Annotated in this window: 14 protein-coding genes; 7 read left to right on the top strand and 7 right to left on the bottom strand. The window is 44.8% G+C overall.

The window, feature by feature from the left end; translation table 11 throughout:
• Positions 1 to 624: 624 nt before the first annotated feature.
• Positions 625 to 1,737 (top strand): maltose/maltodextrin ABC transporter ATP-binding protein MalK, encoded by a 1,113-nt coding sequence (gene malK, locus BCU75_RS20875; RefSeq protein ID WP_017084833.1) that lies wholly within the window; start codon positions 625 to 627, stop codon positions 1,735 to 1,737.
• Positions 1,738 to 1,968: 231 nt separating this feature from the next.
• Here the strand turns inward: malK and BCU75_RS20880 are convergent, their stop codons facing one another.
• Positions 1,969 to 2,169 (bottom strand): chromosome partitioning protein ParA, encoded by a 201-nt coding sequence (locus BCU75_RS20880; RefSeq protein WP_102474962.1) that lies wholly within the window; start codon positions 2,167 to 2,169, stop codon positions 1,969 to 1,971.
• A gap of 210 nt (positions 2,170 to 2,379) precedes the next feature.
• Complete coding sequence (locus BCU75_RS20885; RefSeq protein ID WP_102474963.1) at positions 2,380 to 4,296, bottom strand: methyl-accepting chemotaxis protein; 1,917 nt, start codon at positions 4,294 to 4,296, stop codon at positions 2,380 to 2,382.
• A gap of 459 nt (positions 4,297 to 4,755) precedes the next feature.
• Here BCU75_RS20885 and BCU75_RS20890 point away from each other — a divergent pair, with 459 nt between their 5' ends.
• From BCU75_RS20890 to BCU75_RS20915, 6 genes are read left to right on the top strand one after another with little or no spacing between them, the layout of a single operon-like run.
• On the top strand, positions 4,756 to 5,712 hold the full coding sequence (locus BCU75_RS20890) for an AAA family ATPase (RefSeq protein ID WP_102474964.1): 957 nt from the start codon (positions 4,756 to 4,758) through the stop codon (positions 5,710 to 5,712).
• A 10-nt stretch (positions 5,713 to 5,722) separates the two neighbouring features.
• On the top strand, positions 5,723 to 6,649 hold the full coding sequence (locus tag BCU75_RS20895; RefSeq protein WP_102474965.1) for a DUF58 domain-containing protein: 927 nt from the start codon (positions 5,723 to 5,725) through the stop codon (positions 6,647 to 6,649).
• Entirely contained in the window at positions 6,646 to 7,131 is a 486-nt protein-coding gene (locus BCU75_RS20900; RefSeq protein WP_102474966.1) for a DUF4381 domain-containing protein, read from the top strand. Before BCU75_RS20895 ends, BCU75_RS20900 begins: the two co-directional genes overlap by 4 nt.
• Positions 7,124 to 8,161 (top strand): vWA domain-containing protein, encoded by a 1,038-nt coding sequence (locus tag BCU75_RS20905; RefSeq protein ID WP_102474967.1) that lies wholly within the window; start codon positions 7,124 to 7,126, stop codon positions 8,159 to 8,161. Before BCU75_RS20900 ends, BCU75_RS20905 begins: the two co-directional genes overlap by 8 nt.
• Positions 8,154 to 10,061: a vWA domain-containing protein gene (locus tag BCU75_RS20910; RefSeq protein WP_102474968.1), complete on the top strand. Its 1,908-nt coding sequence runs from the start codon at positions 8,154 to 8,156 to the stop codon at positions 10,059 to 10,061. The genes BCU75_RS20905 and BCU75_RS20910 overlap by 8 nt, the downstream gene beginning before the upstream one ends.
• Positions 10,062 to 10,063: 2 nt before the next feature.
• Entirely contained in the window at positions 10,064 to 11,746 is a 1,683-nt protein-coding gene (locus BCU75_RS20915; protein WP_102474969.1) for a BatD family protein, read from the top strand.
• Positions 11,747 to 11,867: 121 nt separating this feature from the next.
• Here BCU75_RS20915 and BCU75_RS20920 read toward each other — a convergent pair whose 3' ends face one another.
• The 5 genes from BCU75_RS20920 to BCU75_RS20940 all read right to left on the bottom strand — a co-directional run bounded on the left by BCU75_RS20920 (position 11,868) and on the right by BCU75_RS20940 (position 17,973).
• On the bottom strand, positions 11,868 to 14,012 hold the full coding sequence (locus BCU75_RS20920) for a sensor domain-containing diguanylate cyclase (protein ID WP_102474970.1): 2,145 nt from the start codon (positions 14,010 to 14,012) through the stop codon (positions 11,868 to 11,870).
• 333 nt (positions 14,013 to 14,345) lie between these two features.
• Positions 14,346 to 15,095, bottom strand: a complete 750-nt coding sequence (gene pstB, locus BCU75_RS20925) for a phosphate ABC transporter ATP-binding protein PstB (protein WP_076677420.1) — start codon at positions 15,093 to 15,095, stop codon at positions 14,346 to 14,348.
• 75 nt (positions 15,096 to 15,170) lie between these two features.
• Entirely contained in the window at positions 15,171 to 16,034 is an 864-nt protein-coding gene (pstA, locus tag BCU75_RS20930; RefSeq protein WP_029225008.1) for a phosphate ABC transporter permease PstA, read from the bottom strand.
• Between the two features lie 65 nt (positions 16,035 to 16,099).
• Positions 16,100 to 17,029, bottom strand: coding sequence for a phosphate ABC transporter permease subunit PstC (gene pstC, locus BCU75_RS20935; RefSeq protein ID WP_017074662.1), 930 nt, complete (start codon positions 17,027 to 17,029; stop codon positions 16,100 to 16,102).
• Between the two features lie 122 nt (positions 17,030 to 17,151).
• The gene (locus BCU75_RS20940; RefSeq protein WP_102467352.1) at positions 17,152 to 17,973 is read right to left on the bottom strand and encodes a phosphate ABC transporter substrate-binding protein; all 822 of its coding nucleotides are present in this window, start codon (positions 17,971 to 17,973) and stop codon (positions 17,152 to 17,154) included.
• Positions 17,974 to 18,029: the final 56 nt, after the last annotated feature.

The following is an 18,029-nucleotide window of genomic DNA, read 5'->3' on the forward strand; positions in this document are numbered from 1 at the left end:
TTAAGACGAGCCAGTTTTCGAGGTTATGATCTGAGAAAACAGCCCCTAACTCATCATCCTAGCCACTACGCCCTAGCTATTATGGCTTAATTTCGTGATCGTCATCCGGTCAGATTGGAGATCGAAGTCACAAAGTGTATACTCATCGTGATCCACATCACCGTTATGTGGTGAATTTATTTGAACTGGATCGCTAATTGAGAGCAACCCAATTTATCTACTCCTCCCCTCCTACTCCCCCTCGTTAAATTTTCATTGGGAGGATGTACGATTGCGCCAATTCACCGAAACTGCATTCATCCAAGAGTGGATAGTAAGAACCCTTTACCAGCGAATGTCGTGTATAACCGCACTGTTCATTTAGTTGGCTTCACTGCACGCTGTTGTCTTTATTAAGCATCGAGCTAAATCTGTGATTGAATCACGGGGGAGATTTAGCTGGATGTGGGGGAAATAGGCACCAGTTTGGCTATGACGGGTGGGCTTGGTTAAAGAATCCAAGTCTCACCCACTTTTTTCTTACTCATTCAATACTTACCAATTCCTACAGTTACTGCTGACCCAAAAATTTCTTATAATGATAAGCAGTAAAACTTAAAATTTGATCGATCGAGGACTAGCTAGATGGCGAGTGTCACGTTAAAAAACGTTTATAAATCATATGGTGATGTACAGATTTCTAAGGACGTAACCTTAGACATCAACGAAGGTGAGTTCGTAGTATTCGTTGGACCATCAGGTTGTGGTAAATCGACGCTATTACGCTGTATCGCAGGTCTAGAAGACATTACGTCTGGTGATTTGTACATTGGTGACCAACGCATGAATGACGTTGAGCCTTCAAAGCGTGGCGTAGGTATGGTATTCCAATCTTACGCGCTTTACCCTCACCTTAACCTTTACGACAACATGTCTTTCGGCCTTAAGTTAGCAAACGCAAACAAAGCTGAAATTGACAAGCGTGTTGAGCATGCTGCAGAAATCCTTCAGCTTGGTCACCTTCTTGAGCGTCAACCTAAAGCACTTTCTGGTGGTCAACGTCAACGTGTTGCTATTGGTCGTACTCTAGTTTCTCAACCAAACGTATTCCTACTTGATGAGCCTCTATCTAACCTAGATGCTGCGCTGCGAGTTCAAATGCGTTCGCAAATCACTAAACTACAACGTCAACTTGGTTGCACCATGATCTACGTTACCCACGATCAAGTGGAAGCGATGACAATGGCCGATAAGATTGTTGTTCTTGATGGCGGTTATGTTTCCCAAGTGGGTAAACCTCTTGATCTTTACCACTACCCTCAAAACCGTTTCGTGGCAGGCTTTATTGGCTCACCGAAGATGAATTTTATGTCGGTTCACATTGAGCAAGCTGAAGCAGAACGCGTACAAGTTCAACTTTCTAACGGTATGACTTTCTGGATCCCAGTTGATGGTACCACTGTCAATGCTGGTGACCGTATGTCTCTGGGTGTTCGTCCTGAACACTTGTTGTCTGCTGAAACAGGTGATGCGACGATTGAAGCTGAAGTGATGATGGTCGAGAAACTAGGTAACGAAACTCAGGTTTACCTAAACCTCGAAAGTGCTGATGCTGACGTTATTTATCGCCAACCAGACACGTTGACGATTGAGTCTGGTGATAAACTAGCGATTGGTATTCCTGCGCACCGTTGTCACTTGTTCCATAGCGATGGTCGCGCATGTCGTCGCTTGTACAAAGAGTACGGCACCGACTAATCGGTTCGCCTTTTTAAGATATAACTTGCCCATATCGAATCCCTCTTACCAAGTAAGGGGGATTTTTTTGTTTAAAGACACCAACTACTTTCGCTTTGATTGTTTAACTTTGCGCACCGCTCAATCAGCTTTTTCGAGCGGCAACAAAAAAGGCCTAGCGGATGCTAGACCTTTATCTGTTTGAGCTAAAAGCCACCCTATCTAAACAATATAGGTTGGCCCTGCAGAAACTTAGTGAATTGGCGTATCACTTGTTTTGTTGAACTGGCCAAAATGCTTTTCTAACACTTCTGGTGTTAGTTTGCCTTCCGCTTCTAGTCGCTTAAATTCAGCAACGATCGCTTTTTGCTCTTCAATTGATGGCAGTTTTACTTCTGGCTCATCGCCCATCCCTTGAGTCATCTGCTCTAGTTCTTTTTCAAAATCGCTCATGATACTTACCTAAATATTAAACCTAATCAGATTTTACTCATTTACGCTCTGTGATGCTAGAGCGATTAAGTGCAAAGCTCGAAACCAGATCAAGCGAACGTCAGTTAACACAAGACAAGCTTTAAATTAAAAAGAGCCAGATTCATAATTAAATGAATCCAACTCTAAGTATATGGCCACAGGCCTAATCTAAATTAAAGCTTATACAAGTTACAGCTTAAACGAACCTACCATCTTATCTAGACGAGAAGACAGATCTCGAAGTTCTTGGCTCGCCTCTGCAAGTTGCTCTGCGGTACCCGTTGTCACTTCGTTGATTGCGTTAATCTCTTCAATGTTCTGGTTGATGGTGTGCACAACCGTTGATTGCTCTTCCGTTGCCGTTGCTACTTGCGTGTTACGGTCGGAGATATCCACGATACGGTCTGAAATACCACCCAGTACATCTACGGCTTCATCTGATGCTGCTACACCTTCAAGCGTAATAATTTTACCTGTACTCATTGCCATTACTGCATCTTTAGCATCGCTTTGCAGCTGGTTGATCATCTTCTGAATCTCTTCCGTTGAGTCTGCTGTGCGACTTGCTAGGTTTCGTACTTCATCAGCTACCACGGCAAAGCCACGGCCTTGCTCACCAGCCCGCGCTGCTTCAATCGCTGCGTTCAATGCGAGTAAATTAGTTTGCTCTGAAATATCACGGATAACACCCAGAATAGAACCAATGTCTTGTGTTGTTGAAGCCAGTTGCTCAACCACTTGACCCGTACTCTCAATATCTTGAGCTAAACGACTGATCGCGTCTTTTGCTTTGTTTACCACAGAACGGCCCACTTCAGTATTGCCCGAAGCTTGCGTTGCCGTTTCCGCAGCCGTTGCCGCATTTGATGCAATCTCGCTGATGGTCATACCCATTTGGTTAATGGCAGCAACCACTTGAAGAGTTTGATCACGCTGCTCTTGACTGTTGTCGTGGGTGATGTGTGCTTTATTAGAAACACTCTCTGCCGCTACTTGAAGTGCTTGGCTCGTAGAACACACCTCTTTCATCGACTCGTGAATCTTTTCAATGAATCCATTGAAACCCGTTGAAAGCTGTGCAATTTCATCGTCGCCTTTCACTTCGATACGCTGCGCCAGATCGCCATCACCTTCGCCAAGGTCACCAAATCGCTTCGCAAGAAATTTAATAGGTTGAGTAATGCTGTTTGCTAACACTACGCCCATTAGGATAAAGACTAAAGCCACGATAGCTGTCATGATCAGCATCTTTTGCGCTGTCTCATCTAACTCTGCAAATACTTCATCAGTTGGAACAACACCAATAACAAACCAGTCCATTGACGACACATACAAACTCGCGACAAACAGCTCTTGGCCTTGGCTTTCAGTAGTAATTAAGTTGAAGCCTGATTTGTTCAATAGTTGGCTTGCTTGAGGGCCGTAAAGTTGTTGAAGTGAGGAGTCGCTGCGTGAGCGTTCACGGTGAATTTGAACATCACCTTGGCTATCGGTTAAGAACACAAAGCCTGTATTCTCGATTTTAAAACCATTAAGCAAGCTCACCATGTCATCCATAGACTTTGATAGACCAGACATTGCCAAACCAGAAGGCTGCTGGTAGTTAGCAAACATCTTCACTTCGCCGTTGGCTTCTTGGAACATGCTCACCATTGTTGGTTGCCCTGACTGGGTAAAACCAAAGAACCAGCCATCTTGTTGTTGGTTTAACTGACGCAAGAATCCGTTTTGGTTCCAGTAATATGCGGTTTGACGGTTCGCTACCGAGGCATCATTCAACTGATATTGGTGACGAACATTGTTCAGTTGTTTAACCAGCTTATTTTCTAGTTCCGGATCGCGATCGGTCGATTCGATAGCATCAGAAATGAATTCATTTGAAGCAATTTGCTCCGCCGCTAATAATAACTGAGAGACTTCACGGTCAATTTCACCATTGATTCGCTCAAGCATCCCAGGAAGCTCAATATTAACCAATCGATGACTCAATACATCTCTTGCTTGCTGTTGCGCCATCGCACCAACGATAACCGTAGATGCAAGAACCGCGAAAGTAATACCGAGTACAACTTTCTGCTTAATACTCAAAGATTTAGCTTTAAACATGTTTGGACCTTTAAAAAGAATCGCTCATTATTAGTAGACCTGAAACAGGACTTGGTTAGTGCGTCCCAACAAAGTGATGCACAACCTGAGCTATATATCGGCCACATTTAATAGAACTAGAGAGCGTTCTCTCAAAAATTTGCAAATGCGGTGTAACAACTCAATCATTTTCTTTTGGTTAGAGATTAGTTAACTAAATGCGAACTCCTTCTGACATTCACCCTTATTATCCAAATCTTTAAGTTTCATCTAAGTCAGGCAACATCACACCTTTGCGCTTTATTGTATAAATAGCGATTGATATGGTAAAAATCCAATGTTCAGTTACTTTCTAGCTAAACACTTGTAAATCTTTCCAATTTTGAAAAAATAAATTCCGCAAATGTACTGGAACTTTTTCATGGTAATCAGTGACCAATACTCAAAATAAAAATCAAATGGATACCCAGAGAGTCCAAAATGCACAAAACAAATTTCGAAGTCCTTCAAAACTATTTAGAGTCTCAAATCATTGGTCAGCAAGAGCTCGTAAAACAACTGATGATCGCCTTACTGGCAGATGGTCATATCCTTGTTGAAGGGCCTCCAGGGTTGGCAAAAACCCGCGCAGTAAAATCACTGGCTGATTGCGTTGAGGGGGACTTCCATCGCATTCAATTCACGCCAGATCTATTGCCCGCTGATTTAACGGGTACCGATATATTTCGTCCAGAAACGGGAGAGTTCACCTTCCAATCTGGCCCGATTTTTAACTCGTTGATTCTAGCGGATGAGATCAACCGTGCTCCGGCGAAAGTGCAAGCCGCAATGCTAGAAGCGATGGCTGAGAAACAGGTGACCGCAGGTCGAAAAACCTATGCCTTACCCGATCTGTTTTTGGTAATGGCAACGCAAAACCCGATAGAGCAAGAAGGCACTTACCCGCTACCAGAAGCTCAATTAGACCGTTTCTTGCTACATTTAGAAGTGGCTTATCCAGACATGGAAAGTGAGCTGGAGATCTTGCGCCTAAACAGAGGCGAAGCTCAAGGCAATCAACCTGTTCAACCAGAGCCTATTTCTCAACAAACGATCTTCGAAGCTCGCCAAGAAGTACTCAACATTCACATGGCAGACACCATTGAGCAGTACATCATCAGACTGGTAATGGCGACTCGCCAGCCTAAGCAATACAGCGATCAACTTGACCAATGGTTAGACATGGGTGTTAGCCCGCGTGCAACCATTGCGTTAGACCGTTGTGCCCGCGCTCACGCTTGGCTTGCTGGCCGCGACTATGTTACTCCACAAGATGTTCAAGCGATGGCATTCCCTGTATTACGCCACCGCCTGCTTCGTAGCTACCACGCACAAGCCGAAGGGGTCACTGCAAACCAAGTGATCGCACACCTTATCTCGTTGGTTGGTAGCGCATAGGGATACGCGCATGAATAATCAATTACCCAACCACAGTGACGGTGTCACGTTAAATCTGGACGAACTGCTGCAATATAAAGCGCAGTCTGTTCGATGGTTACCTCCTGCAAAGAGTCTTTGGTCGCAACTTAACGGTCAACACGAGAGCAATCGCAAAGGTCGCGGGATGAATTTCTCTGAGGTTCGTCAATATCAGGCGGGTGACGATATCCGCAGCATTGATTGGCGCGTCACGGCGAGAACGGGCAAGGCGCATACCAAACTGTTTTCTGAAGAAAGAGAACAGCCTGTGATTTTGTTCTTAGATCTGTCGAGCAGTATGATTTTCGGCTCAACCTTGTTGCTTAAATCGGTTCAACTCGCACACTTTGCCAGCCAACTTTGCTGGTTAACCGTCGCTCAAAAAGACCGTATAGGCGCAGTGATAGATACTGGCCAAGAGATCATTGAGATTAAACCAAGTGCTAGCAACCACGCTCCGCTGCGTATTTTACAAAAAGTCATAGAAATCAATAATGCAGCGCTGACCAACCAAGACAATCACAGCGACACAACCTTAGAGCATGGGCTGAAGTCTCTACAGCAACTTTGCCCGAAAGGCAGTGATATCATTATGCTCAGTGATTTTGTTCGTTATAACGAAAGTAATTACTCACTTATCAATCAAATACGTCGACATAATCGAGTTCGCTTAGTGCATTTTTACGATCCACTAGAGCAAGGTGTTACTGCATTCAAAGGTTCAAAACAGATCACCGACGGCAATAAAACCCAATGGTTTAACTTTTCATCCAGGAAGGAAAAGGAAAAGCTAAGTCTCGCATTTGATCAGAAGCAACAACAGCTTATGAAAATGAGCCTTTCTCTCGCTATCCCATACAGTTCATTGTCTTGTGCGCAATCGTTAATGAGCCAAGTATCAGGAGTTCAGTCATGAATCAACCTCTCGGCTTGAGCCCTATTATTACGCCAAGCGCACCGTCATGGTGGCCTTTGGCATGGGGTTGGTGGGTATTGATTATCACGGCTATTGCTCTGATCGCCTTAGTGTTTTTCATTATAAAACGCAGACAAAAGATCCAACGCGCTAAGAACGAGGCACTTGCTTGCTTTCGTAATAGTCAGCCTTCAAATGCTTTGTCTCCGAGCGCAGCTCAAAACATCGTTCGTCAGGCTGCACTGAGCTATTTTCCACGCGACAAAGTGGCAGGCTTATCTGGTGATGATTGGTTGACGTTCTTAGATGCGCAATTGGCGAAGCCGTTGTTCGCCGCAAAACAATCGCAATGGCAACAAGCGCTCTACCAAGATACAGCCTTAATGAGCGACGAACAGAAAAAGGCTCAACAGCAATTGGTTAATGACTGCGAAACCTGGCTTCGTAAAGCCCTTCCTCCAAAGCGAGGTCGTTATGAGTGATTTTCTAAGCTTTGGTTTTCTAAGCTTTGGTTTTCTAAACTCTATGTTTCTAAGCAAGAGCATACTAAACGTTGAGTTCGTTTGGTGGTGGATGCTGTTCCTAGCGCCCTTGCCGATCCTTGTTTACTTGTTTTCACCAAAATCAGAATCAAGTAGCGCTCTAAGGCTTCCGTTTTTGCCAGAGGACAGCAATACCAAAACGCCGAGCAGCCGCTTACCCAAAGCTTTGTCCGTCATCATTTGGCTTTTATTGGTAACGGCGATGGCACGCCCAGTTTGGTACGGCGAACCGGTGGAGTTTCAGCCGAAGCATCGTGATTTGATGTTAGTTGTCGACCTCTCCTACTCGATGAGCCAAGAAGACATGCAGTTCAATGGCGAATACATCGACCGCTTGTCGGCTGTGAAACGCGTATTGAGTGACTTTATTGATCGCCGTAAAAGCGACCGAGTTGGATTGGTGCTATTTGCTGATCACGCCTACTTGCAGACGCCACTGACGTTAGATAGAGACACGCTGTCACAGCAACTCAATCAGGCAGTGCTAAAGCTGATTGGTACTCAAACTGCGATCGGTGATGGTATCGGCCTTGCCACCAAAACCTTCGTCGACAGTGATGCCCCTCAGCGCGTGATGATTCTACTCAGTGATGGCAGTAATACCGCGGGCGTATTAGATCCACTTGAAGCGGCGGATATTGCAAAGAAATACAACGCCACAATTTACACCGTAGGTGTCGGTGCGGGTGAAATGATGGTCAAAGAGTTCTTCATGACTCGTAAGGTCAATACCGCTCAAGATTTGGATGAACGTACGCTAATGGAAATCGCCAAACGCACTGGCGGTCAGTACTTCCGAGCGCGTGACAGCAAAGAGCTGGCAACGATTTACGACACCATCAACCAGTTAGAGCCCGTGACAAATGCCACTAAGATATGGCGACCACAACAAGAGTGCTTTGTCTGGCCACTGTCTGCGGCAATGTTCTTCGCATTTATGCTGTTAGCCATTAGGAGAAACAATGTCTAACTTTACTTTTATCTACCCATATTGGTTCTTGGCTCTTGCCGTGCTGCCCACTATTTGGTGGCTTAGCAAGAGACAACCCAAGCAAGGGTTATTGGCGTCACACATCGCCCGTTATTTGGCTCCTGAATCGAGCAAGCCATCAAAAAACCGCAGCACCTATTTCGGTGTTTGGTGGTTGGTCGGTGTCATCGCATTGGCCGGCCCAAGCTTTGAAAAAAACGAACAGCCAAGCTTTGAAAAAACGCAGGCACGAGTTGTGATCATGGATATGTCGATGTCTATGTATGCCACTGACATTAAACCAAACCGTTTAACACAGACGCGATACAAGGCACTGGATCTACTATCACTCTGGAAAGAAGGCCTGACGGGAATGGTGGCCTACGCCGGAGATGCTTACACCATCAGTCCGCTAACGTCTGACATCAACACCATCAAGAACCTCGTACCCAACCTATCACCAGATATCATGCCCTTCCAAGGCGGCAATGCAGCATCGGCAGTTAAACTTGCCATTGAGATGATGACTCGTGCTCATATCTATCAAGGCGATCTGGTACTGATTGGCGATGATATTGATGATCAAGAGAAGAAAGATATAGACTCGCTACTCTCTGGTAGTAATTGGACATTATCAGTCTTGGCTGTGGGCACGGAAAGCGGCGCGCCGATCTCGTTACCTACAGGTTCGATGTTACAAACCGGCTCAGGACAAACCGTGGTTGCGAAAACCAACGTAGGCAATATGCACGACCTGACTCGTCATTTTGGTGGCACGTTTACTGAAGTGCAATTTGATAACTCAGACGTTGAACACATCGCAAATTACCTCGACCGCATTGCGACAACGTCAGAGGTGACTAAAACCAATAACTCACTCAACACCAGAGTGAATAACGGTTTCTGGTTATTGCCGTTTCTGTTACTTCCTGCACTTGGGCTATTTCGAAAAGGGGTCATTTGGTGTGGCCTAGCTGTACTTGTTTCGTTCAGCCAACCGAATACGGCGTTTGCGAGCCCTTGGAAAACCGATGACCAAATGGGTTATCAGTTGTATCAAGATGAGGACTTTCAACAAGCCGCAGAACAGTTCGAACAGCAAGAATGGAAAGGCATCGCGCAATACAAAGCCGGTGATTTCGAAGCGGCCGAACAGACGCTACAAGGTTTTTCTGGCGAAGATGCTCGCTACAACCTCGCCAATGCACAAGCAAAGCAAGGTAAGTACGACCAAGCGATAAAAGAGTATCAACGTATTCTCGAAAGTAACCCTGAACATGCTTACGCGAAGAAGAATCTAGAGATTGTCGAACAGGCTCAGAAGCAACAGCAACAGCAACAGCAACAGCAACAGCAACAGCAACAGCAACAGCAACAGCAACAGGACGATTCTGAATCCAAAGACCAAAACGAACAAGGTCAGCAAAATGATTCTTCGCAAAGCTCGCAGGATCAACAACAAAGCTCTGCTGACAATGGCAAGTCGCAAAGTCAAAGCGGCAGCCAAGATCAAAGCAACAAACAAGATCAAAGTGAAAGCCAAGAGCAGAATACCGACCAAAGCCAAGCTGATAGCCGCTCTGATTCCAAAACGGATGAAGAAAACGACAAGCAAGCTGAGCAACAAAACAAAGCGGGTCAAGCAGGTAAGCAGTCACAAGATAAAGATGACTCAGCATCTCAGACTGCCCAAGCACAAGAAACTGCTAAGGAAGACAGTGATAGCAGCGCTCAACAAGCCGCAACGCAAGTATCAGGTCAACCTACGTCGAGCGATCCTGATATGCGAAAACTTGAGCAAGTAGAAAGCGCCCGTGATCCGAGCCAACTGCTTAAAGCGCAAATGATTCTACAAGCACGACAAAAAAGTGCTCCTAACAACCAAAACAAAAAGTGGTAACCATGCAATTTTTAAACAAGCCATTTTTATCAATACTACTGACACTGCTAATCGGTGTTTTCTCGTCACATTCTGTATTCGCAGCAACCGCTGTTGCGAGTGTTTCGCAAAACAGTGTTACCAAAGATGAAGTCTTCTTACTTAGAGTGGCGACCGATGAAAAAGTATCGTCCGGTGCTTTAGATCTATCCCCCCTTCAGAAAGACTTCTACGTCAGCACCCCAAGATTTGGGTCGTCGATGCGAATCGTCAATGGCAGCCGTTCGGTGTCTAGCGAATGGAATATTACCCTTGCCCCACTTCGATTAGGCCGCTTTGAGATACCTAGCTTTGATATTGACGGCGCAAAAACCCAACCGATCACCATCAACGTTTCGGTTAATAAAGCCGCTCCAAAGCAGAGTGATATGGCCGAGTTTCAACTTAATCTCAGTAAAGACTCGCTATACCCTCAAGAGGTCGCTGAGCTTGATGTAAAACTCATCATTAAGGCTGATCCGAGAAGACTTCAAGATCCTAAAATTGCGCCACCAAGTTCAGCGCAATTAGACGTGGAACCAATTGGAGAGTCTAAGCAATTTCAAGATGTTATCAACGGACAAGAAGTCACGGTTGTTCAGCAATCTTTCCATATATCGTCACAGCAAGCAGGACAATTTCAACTTCAAGGGCCAAAGTTAACCGGTGCTGCTGTTTACTCAACCAACAACTCAAGCACAACACGCCTTTTCCAGCTCGACACGCCTGTTGAAACCTTAGATATAACAGTGAATCCTGTACCAAAAGGCTATCAAGGTGAGTGGTTACCAACATCGAACTTCAAGTTGATACAACAATGGTCAGATAGCCAAGGCAACGAGCTAACAGATGGCAATGCTTTAGGTGACGACAAGCAAAAGATTGAAATGGAAGCCGGTGATTCGTTAACTCGAACCATCACCATGACAGCCAGCAACTTGACCCAACATCAACTGCCGAAACTAAATATCACCTACCCTAAATCGGTGCGAGTTTATGAAGAGAAACCGCAATTTGGTACTACCCAATCCGGTAATGCTATCGTTGTTTATAAGCAGGTTCTAATCCCTAAGGAATCTGGAAGCATCTCTCTACCAGATGTTTCTCAAGCTTGGTTTAACACTGACTCACAATCACAAGAAACCAGTAAAGCTCTTGGTCTTGAGTTATCAGTTCAGGCAAGTGAACGCGCTAGCTCAAGCTCGCCAGCGCCTGTTATAGAGACACCAACTCAGCAAGCTAGCCCGAAGATCGTTACCGTTGAAAAACCAGGAATGTGGCCTTATCTAACGGCGCTATTTGCAACATTATGGTTAATCAGCTCGGCGTTTGCTTTCTACTTTTGGTCACGCCGCGGTACCGCAGTAAAACCAAAGCGCCAAGATGAACGTCAATCCGATACGGCAGAAGCACTTATCGCCGCGCTGAAAGCGAAAGATGGTGTGATGACGAGAACCTTGTTTGAGCAATGGAAAACAGAAAACTCAGACTTGAGTGGTGAGACGATAGAAGCAATTGAAGTCGAGCTAACCAAGCTCAACCAAAGCCTCTATGCAGAAGCTGGGTCACCAAGTCAGACATGGGATCCATCTCTAGCAATCAAAGCGGTTAAGAAACCAAAACGCATCTCGAACAAAACACACAAGAGCACATTAGAAAGGCTTTAATTAACCGGCGTTCTAAGTAAGCTAAAAGTTTAAGTAAGCAAAAAAGAACGAAGCCGTGATGACCACATTGTGATCATCGCGGCTTCCGTCGTTTTTGAGATAGAGAAAAATAAACGCAAAACTAAGTCAGTGGCGTCGCGACCTTTCTTCGCTTTAGAGCAGAGACAATTCGATTTCGTCCAGAATCCTTGGCTTGATACAAGGCTTTGTCGGCCTTGCCATACAGAAGATCAAAGTCGAATTGATGCTGATCTGAAGTTATCGACGCGTAGCCGACGGATGCTGTTAGATACTGGCTGGTGCTGCTTTCACAATGAAGGATCTTCGCCTCTTCAATGCATTTTCTGATCGACTCCGCACGCTGTTTAGTTTCAGAGTGATGAGTGCCGATCATCAACAACATAAACTCTTCACCACCAATACGGCAAAAGGTTTCCTTATCGCTATGAACATGAGCATTAAGTATCTTGCCTATAGTGCGCAAAGCGGCGTCACCTTCCGTATGACCATAAACGCTGTTGTATAAACCAAAGTGATCAAGGTCGATGAGAATCAATCCAAAAGTGATCTCATGTTGAGTCGAAAATGCCCCTTGATCGTGACAATTCAAGTCCTCTAACACCTGAGTCAACATACGGCGATTACCAAGACGCGTCAGCGGGTCAAGCTTAGAGATAATATCCAACTGCTCATTGGCTCGTTCAAGCTCTTGGGTGCGCTTACTGACCTCTTGCTCTAGCGTTTCATTAAGCTTTTTAAGCTCCTCTTGCGCCATGGTTCTCTGTAGCACCTCAGCTAAACTAGAAGCAAAGATACGTATCACTTCACGCAGTTGTGAGGTTAAAGGGCTACGGGTTAACAAGTTATCCGCGGCAATAAACGCGATCGGCTCACCCGTATTGGTGGTGAGCATTGTCATTGCCGTCCAACCAACTCCCACAATATTGAAATCATGATAGATAGGCACCGATTCTTCAAAAGCGACTTGATTGGGACAAGCACGTGCAGCAGCAACAATGTCACGCTCCACCAGCTCAGAGCGATAGTAGGATTCATCGACGATGTCACCTTTTATGTCCGTGCCCCACGTGCCTTGCATGTAACTGCAATTTTTATCGGTGAGAAAAACGGCCAGTCGGTCGATGCCTAAATGCTGAATCGCAAAGCTCACTGCCGATTTACACACTTCACTGACGCTATCGCAGCGAGACAACTCCACCATGCTTGAGTGCAACATCCGTATATTCTGCTCTTGGCGCTTACGAATGTAGATCTGAGAAAGCAGAGAACCAAAGGATTCAAGCATCTGCTTTTGATAATTGCTGATGGGTGAACGGTGAATGTAATTGTCCATAGCAATCCAACCGACGGGTTTATCCCCTTCACGTAAGATCAGCATGCCATTCCACCCTTGCCCTACAACCTTGCCTTCAGTGTATAACGGCGCTTTCTCAATAATAACTAGGCTGATGTGATTGTCAGACAACGCCTCAATGTATTCAGCTTCAAGTTGGTGTAAATCGTACTGAGTATGATGCTCGCTGTTGGTCTTGCCCGCTTCATCAGTGCCGTAGGTGCCACTAAAGCAGCGCTTTTTCATATCGAGTAACATGAAGATCGCACGGTCAAAGCCTAGACGGTCGCGCACTGCCTCAACAGAAGCCTTATACAAAGCATCCAAAGAGTCAGGGTTCGAAAGCTCCAACGCAACTTGATGGACTAGTTTCATGTTCTCGACAAATAGCTCTCGCTGCTTAATTTCATCAAGATACTGCGCTTCACGTGTGTCTCTATGCTTAATCTCTAATGCAGCGTTCTTTTCTGCGCGAATACACTGCCAACGAGCGGCCGCGAGCTGAAGAACATCAAGATCTTGTTCGAAGGTTTGGCTTAGCTGCTGAGCATTACAATTTTGAACAATCAAATAGGTTCTGCAGGCTGGCGCGTTATCTAGCATCATGATGAATGACTCTCCACCCAACACCTCCATGTGTTCCCACTTACAAGTATTGATAGACATTGGGAGCACACCATCCGCGGTATCAAACTGGGAAACCCAAGGCCAAAATGTTGAGGGATACTTGTCGAGAGAGCTTAGCTCGCCGTAAGAAAACAAGGGAAAAGAATCGCCTGCCGGTGTTGGCTCTGCAAATACTCCAATCCCTTTTGGGGCAAGTACCTCAACCAGGTAACCAAAAAGAAATTCTGCCAACAAACGATGGTCGCGCGTAGCAGATATTTGTTTTGCAAAGGCTTTAACAGGCACAGCTTCCGTCCATTGGCTATTGAGAATAACGCAAAAATACCGAAGCATTGATATGCAATCAATGTAACTAAAAATGAGATGTTAAGCGGGTCGCAATTTCACTTTTTACATTATCACAAGCATGAGAAGGACGACAAAAATGGGATTTCCTGCCCAAAATTTCATCGACATTAGAACTGTTAAAAAGACATAAAAAAGCCCCACATAAAGTGGGGCAAAACTTCCATCGCTTATAGTTATAGTGATAATTCTGTCGATCGATTCGATTATCTAACCTGCGTTTCAGTTAGCGTACTGTCTAGAAAAAACTAAAACAGCACTTAGTTAATCGAATTAACCAAAGTCACCGTTTACGTAACCTTTAGTACGATCATCTTTGGGTTCGCTGAAAATAACACTCGTTTCGTTGTGCTCTACAAGCTCTCCCATTAGGAAGAAAGCAGTACGGTCTGAAATACGACGCGCTTGCTGCATTGAGTGCGTTACGATAACGATAGTGAAGTCTTTCTTCAGATCTTCCATCAACTCTTCAATTTTATGAGTCGCAATTGGATCCAATGCTGAAGTTGGTTCATCCATCAAAATCACGTCAGGCTGCATCGCGATCGTGCGAGCAATACACAGACGTTGTTGTTGACCACCAGATAGACCAAATGCGTGTGCTTTAAGACGATCTTTCACTTCATCCCACAATGCAGCTCCACGAAGCGAGCTTTCAACCACTTCATCAATATGCTTTTTATCTTTAATACCTTGAGCACGTAAGCCATAGGCTACATTTTCGTAGATGCTCATTGGGAACGGGTTTGGCTTTTGGAAAACCATGCCCACTTTGATACGTAGGTCAGCAACATCGATATTGCCGTAAATGTTAGTACCGTCCATCTCAAGAAGACCTGTGATTTTCACACCTTCGATAAGATCGTTCATGCGGTTCAAGCAACGCAATAATGTTGATTTACCACAACCCGACGGACCGATCAAAGCAGTCACTTGACGCTCTGGCACTGGTAAATTAATTGATTTAAGTGCTTGGTTGTCGCCGTAAAAAAGGTCTAAATCTTTGATATTAAATTTGTTCATGTTCGTAATCTCGTAATTCGTCAAAGTCTGTACTGTGTTTGTTTTAAGAGCTCATTTAGCTCAAGAAAACCCTGCTTAGTAAGTTGCAGTATTAAAACGTCTTGCGATCAACTTGGTAAATGTGTTGATCAGCAGTACAAGAACAATCAGTACTGTTGCTGTGCCGTATGCTTGATTCCATTCTTCAATGGTAAACAGTTCTGTGGTTAGCTTATATAAGTGAACAGTTAGTGTTCGGCCTGAATCCATCAATGAATCTGGGATACGAGCAACCATACCAGCGGTCAAAAATACGGGTGCTGATTCACCAATAACACGACCAATACTTAGAATAATTGAAGTGATGATGCCCGGCATTGCACTTGGAAGAATCAAACGCCAGATCGTGTAGATTTTAGATGCACCTAAACCATACGAGCCTTCGCGATAAGTTTGAGATACCGCCATCAAGGCTTCTTCAGTAGTACGAATAATCACAGGAAGAATCAGGATACTCAATGTCAACGCACCAGATAGGATAGAGAAACCTAGACCTAAAATAGCGACGAAGAATGTCATACCAAACAAACCGAAGATGATCGACGGGATACCCGCTAATGACTCGGTACAAAAGCGAATAATTTTAACAAGTTTACTACCCACTTTTGCGTATTCAGTCAGATAGATTGCCGTCATGATACCCAATGGTGCGGCAACCGCTATCGAAGCAAAAACCATATAGATCGTAGAGATGATCATCGGAAAAATACCGTGTTCATCGCCAGTGCGAGTGTAATCGTCAGTAATGAATTTCCAATCAACGTGCTGTAAGCCGTTAGAAAGGATGTACCACATAATCCAGAACAAGAAGCCCACGGTTAGGGCCGCAGCAGCCCAGATGAATCCGCTTAACACGGCGTCTTTACGCGCACGAGCTTTCTTTAACGCGACTTTATTCATCGTCTTACCTTGAGAATTCGTAGGATTAGCTTGAGGTGTTACGTTATTTTCTAAAGACATAATGTTTACCTCGCCTTCTCACGGTTTAAATAAAGGAGAATCGCATTAAGAGACATGATGAAAACAAGAAGAACAACACCCGTCGCGTATAGTGCACTTGCGTGAATGCCACTTGCGTAAGACATTTCAATTGCAATGTTTGCGGTTAGTGTACGAGCTGAATCTAAGATACCTTCAGGCATTGCTGGTGCATTACCCATCACCATGATGATTGCCATTGTTTCACCTAGCGCACGACCAATACCAAGAATCACACCCGTCATAATGCCAGAACGAGCAGCAGGAACGAGAAGCTTGAAGATGGTAAAAACCTTTGAAGCACCCAACGCTAAAGAGCCTTCTTTATACGTTCTTGGTACAGCGCGGATTGAGGTTTCAGAAACCGTGATTACCGTCGGAAGGATCATCACACCCAGTACAATGATACCAGCCAAGATCGTGTTACCCGCAGGCACTTGAAATACGTTTTGAATCAGGGGAACGATAATAACTAGGCCGAAGAACCCGTAAACTACCGAAGGAATACCCGCTAGCAATTCAACGGCAGGACGAATGATATCCGCTAGACGCTTTGGCGCGATTTCAGCAATAAAGATTGCCGTTAATACACCAATTGGCACACCAACCACTACCGCACCTAATGTCGATACGACAGATGCCACAATCATGGTAGCAACACCGTAAAGTGCTGGTGGTAGCCAATTTTGCCCTAAAACGATACCCGATAGGCCCGCTTCGCGGAATGCAGGGATACTTTCTCTAACGATGAAGTAAGCAATAACAGCAAGGGATACAATACCAATAATTGCGCTTGTTAGAAATAAGCCGTGAAAAATACGCTCTTTCCAATCTACACGCTTCTTTTGACGTAAGCTGCGTTTCAGTTGAGTCGCTTCGCTATTCATAAGCTGTTCACTATTCGTTGCGATGGTCATAACAAGTCTCACATATCGATAATCCTTAACACGCTACGTGAGCGTTGGATTAACTCGAAGTGGGATAGAAAAGGCTCAGCCTGAAAAGGTAGGCTGAGCAATATTGTTTATTAGGGTTTAGATTAGTTAATTGCGATGTAGCCGCTGCTCTCAACTAGAGATTGAGCTTCGTCAGTTAGCATCCAATCTAAGAACTTTTGAGTTTCAGAAGAAGGCTTACCTTCTTTGTAAAGGACTAGGAAAGGACGAGCTACTTTGTAAGAGCCGTTCTTAACGTTGTCTACAGATGCTTCAGTACCGTCGATAGCAAGTGCGTTAACTGAGCTGTCTACTGTACCAAGAGAGATGTAGCCAATTGCGTAAGGGTTAGATGCAACCATTGTTTTTAGTGCACCGTTACCATTTGCAACTTGAGCACGCTGAGAGATTGCTGATACTTTTGTACCAGAAATTTTCATTTTTAAAGACATGATGTCTTCAAATGCACCACGAGTACCTGACGCTGTATCACGAGTGATTGCTACGATTGGCTTGTCTGCGCCGCCAACATCTTTCCAGTTTGTTACTTCGCCTTTGTAGATAGCCGTTACTTGCTCAGCTGTTAAGCCTTCAAGGCCGTTCTTCGGGTTAACGACAACTGCAATACCGTCACGAGCAACAACTTCTTCAACGAGTGTTGCTTCTTTCTCGCTGTCTTTAAGGTTACGAGAAGACATACCTAAATCTGCACTGCCATTCTTAGCTGCTTTTACACCAGCAGAAGAACCAGGGCCTTGTACTTCAATAAATACGTTTGAATTCGTTTTCATGTATGTTTCAGAGAAAACTTCCATCAGTGGAGTCACGCTGCTTGAACCAACTGCTGAAATAGTTTCTTTAGCTGAAGCTGGAGTCACTGTTAGTGCACCTAGAAGAGCGATTGCACCGATAACTGTCTTTTTCATCACAAATTTCCTTTAATGGCGTTATTGCCGTAATGTTGTGTTTTGCTTGAACGGTG

The sequence above is a fragment of the Vibrio splendidus genome (assembly GCF_002873455.1).
GTDB lineage: Bacteria > Pseudomonadota > Gammaproteobacteria > Enterobacterales > Vibrionaceae > Vibrio > Vibrio splendidus_J.

Bases quoted from the DNA above. Each gene is read 5' to 3' on its own strand.
- BCU75_RS20915 (WP_102474969.1), top strand. From the start codon at position 10,064: ATGCAATTTTTAAACAAGCCATTTTTATCAATACTACTGACACTGCTA.
- pstA (WP_029225008.1), bottom strand. From the start codon at position 16,034: ATGAATAAAGTCGCGTTAAAGAAAGCTCGTGCGCGTAAAGACGCCGTG.
- BCU75_RS20905 (WP_102474967.1), top strand. From the start codon at position 7,124: ATGAGTGATTTTCTAAGCTTTGGTTTTCTAAGCTTTGGTTTTCTAAAC.
- BCU75_RS20900 (WP_102474966.1), top strand. From the start codon at position 6,646: ATGAATCAACCTCTCGGCTTGAGCCCTATTATTACGCCAAGCGCACCG.
- BCU75_RS20940 (WP_102467352.1), bottom strand. From the start codon at position 17,973: ATGAAAAAGACAGTTATCGGTGCAATCGCTCTTCTAGGTGCACTAACA.
- BCU75_RS20880 (WP_102474962.1), bottom strand. From the start codon at position 2,169: ATGAGCGATTTTGAAAAAGAACTAGAGCAGATGACTCAAGGGATGGGC.
- BCU75_RS20895 (WP_102474965.1), top strand. From the start codon at position 5,723: ATGAATAATCAATTACCCAACCACAGTGACGGTGTCACGTTAAATCTG.
- pstC (WP_017074662.1), bottom strand. From the start codon at position 17,029: ATGACCATCGCAACGAATAGTGAACAGCTTATGAATAGCGAAGCGACT.
- BCU75_RS20885 (WP_102474963.1), bottom strand. From the start codon at position 4,296: ATGTTTAAAGCTAAATCTTTGAGTATTAAGCAGAAAGTTGTACTCGGT.
- pstB (WP_076677420.1), bottom strand. From the start codon at position 15,095: ATGAACAAATTTAATATCAAAGATTTAGACCTTTTTTACGGCGACAAC.
- BCU75_RS20910 (WP_102474968.1), top strand. From the start codon at position 8,154: ATGTCTAACTTTACTTTTATCTACCCATATTGGTTCTTGGCTCTTGCC.
- malK (WP_017084833.1), top strand. From the start codon at position 625: ATGGCGAGTGTCACGTTAAAAAACGTTTATAAATCATATGGTGATGTA.
- BCU75_RS20890 (WP_102474964.1), top strand. From the start codon at position 4,756: ATGCACAAAACAAATTTCGAAGTCCTTCAAAACTATTTAGAGTCTCAA.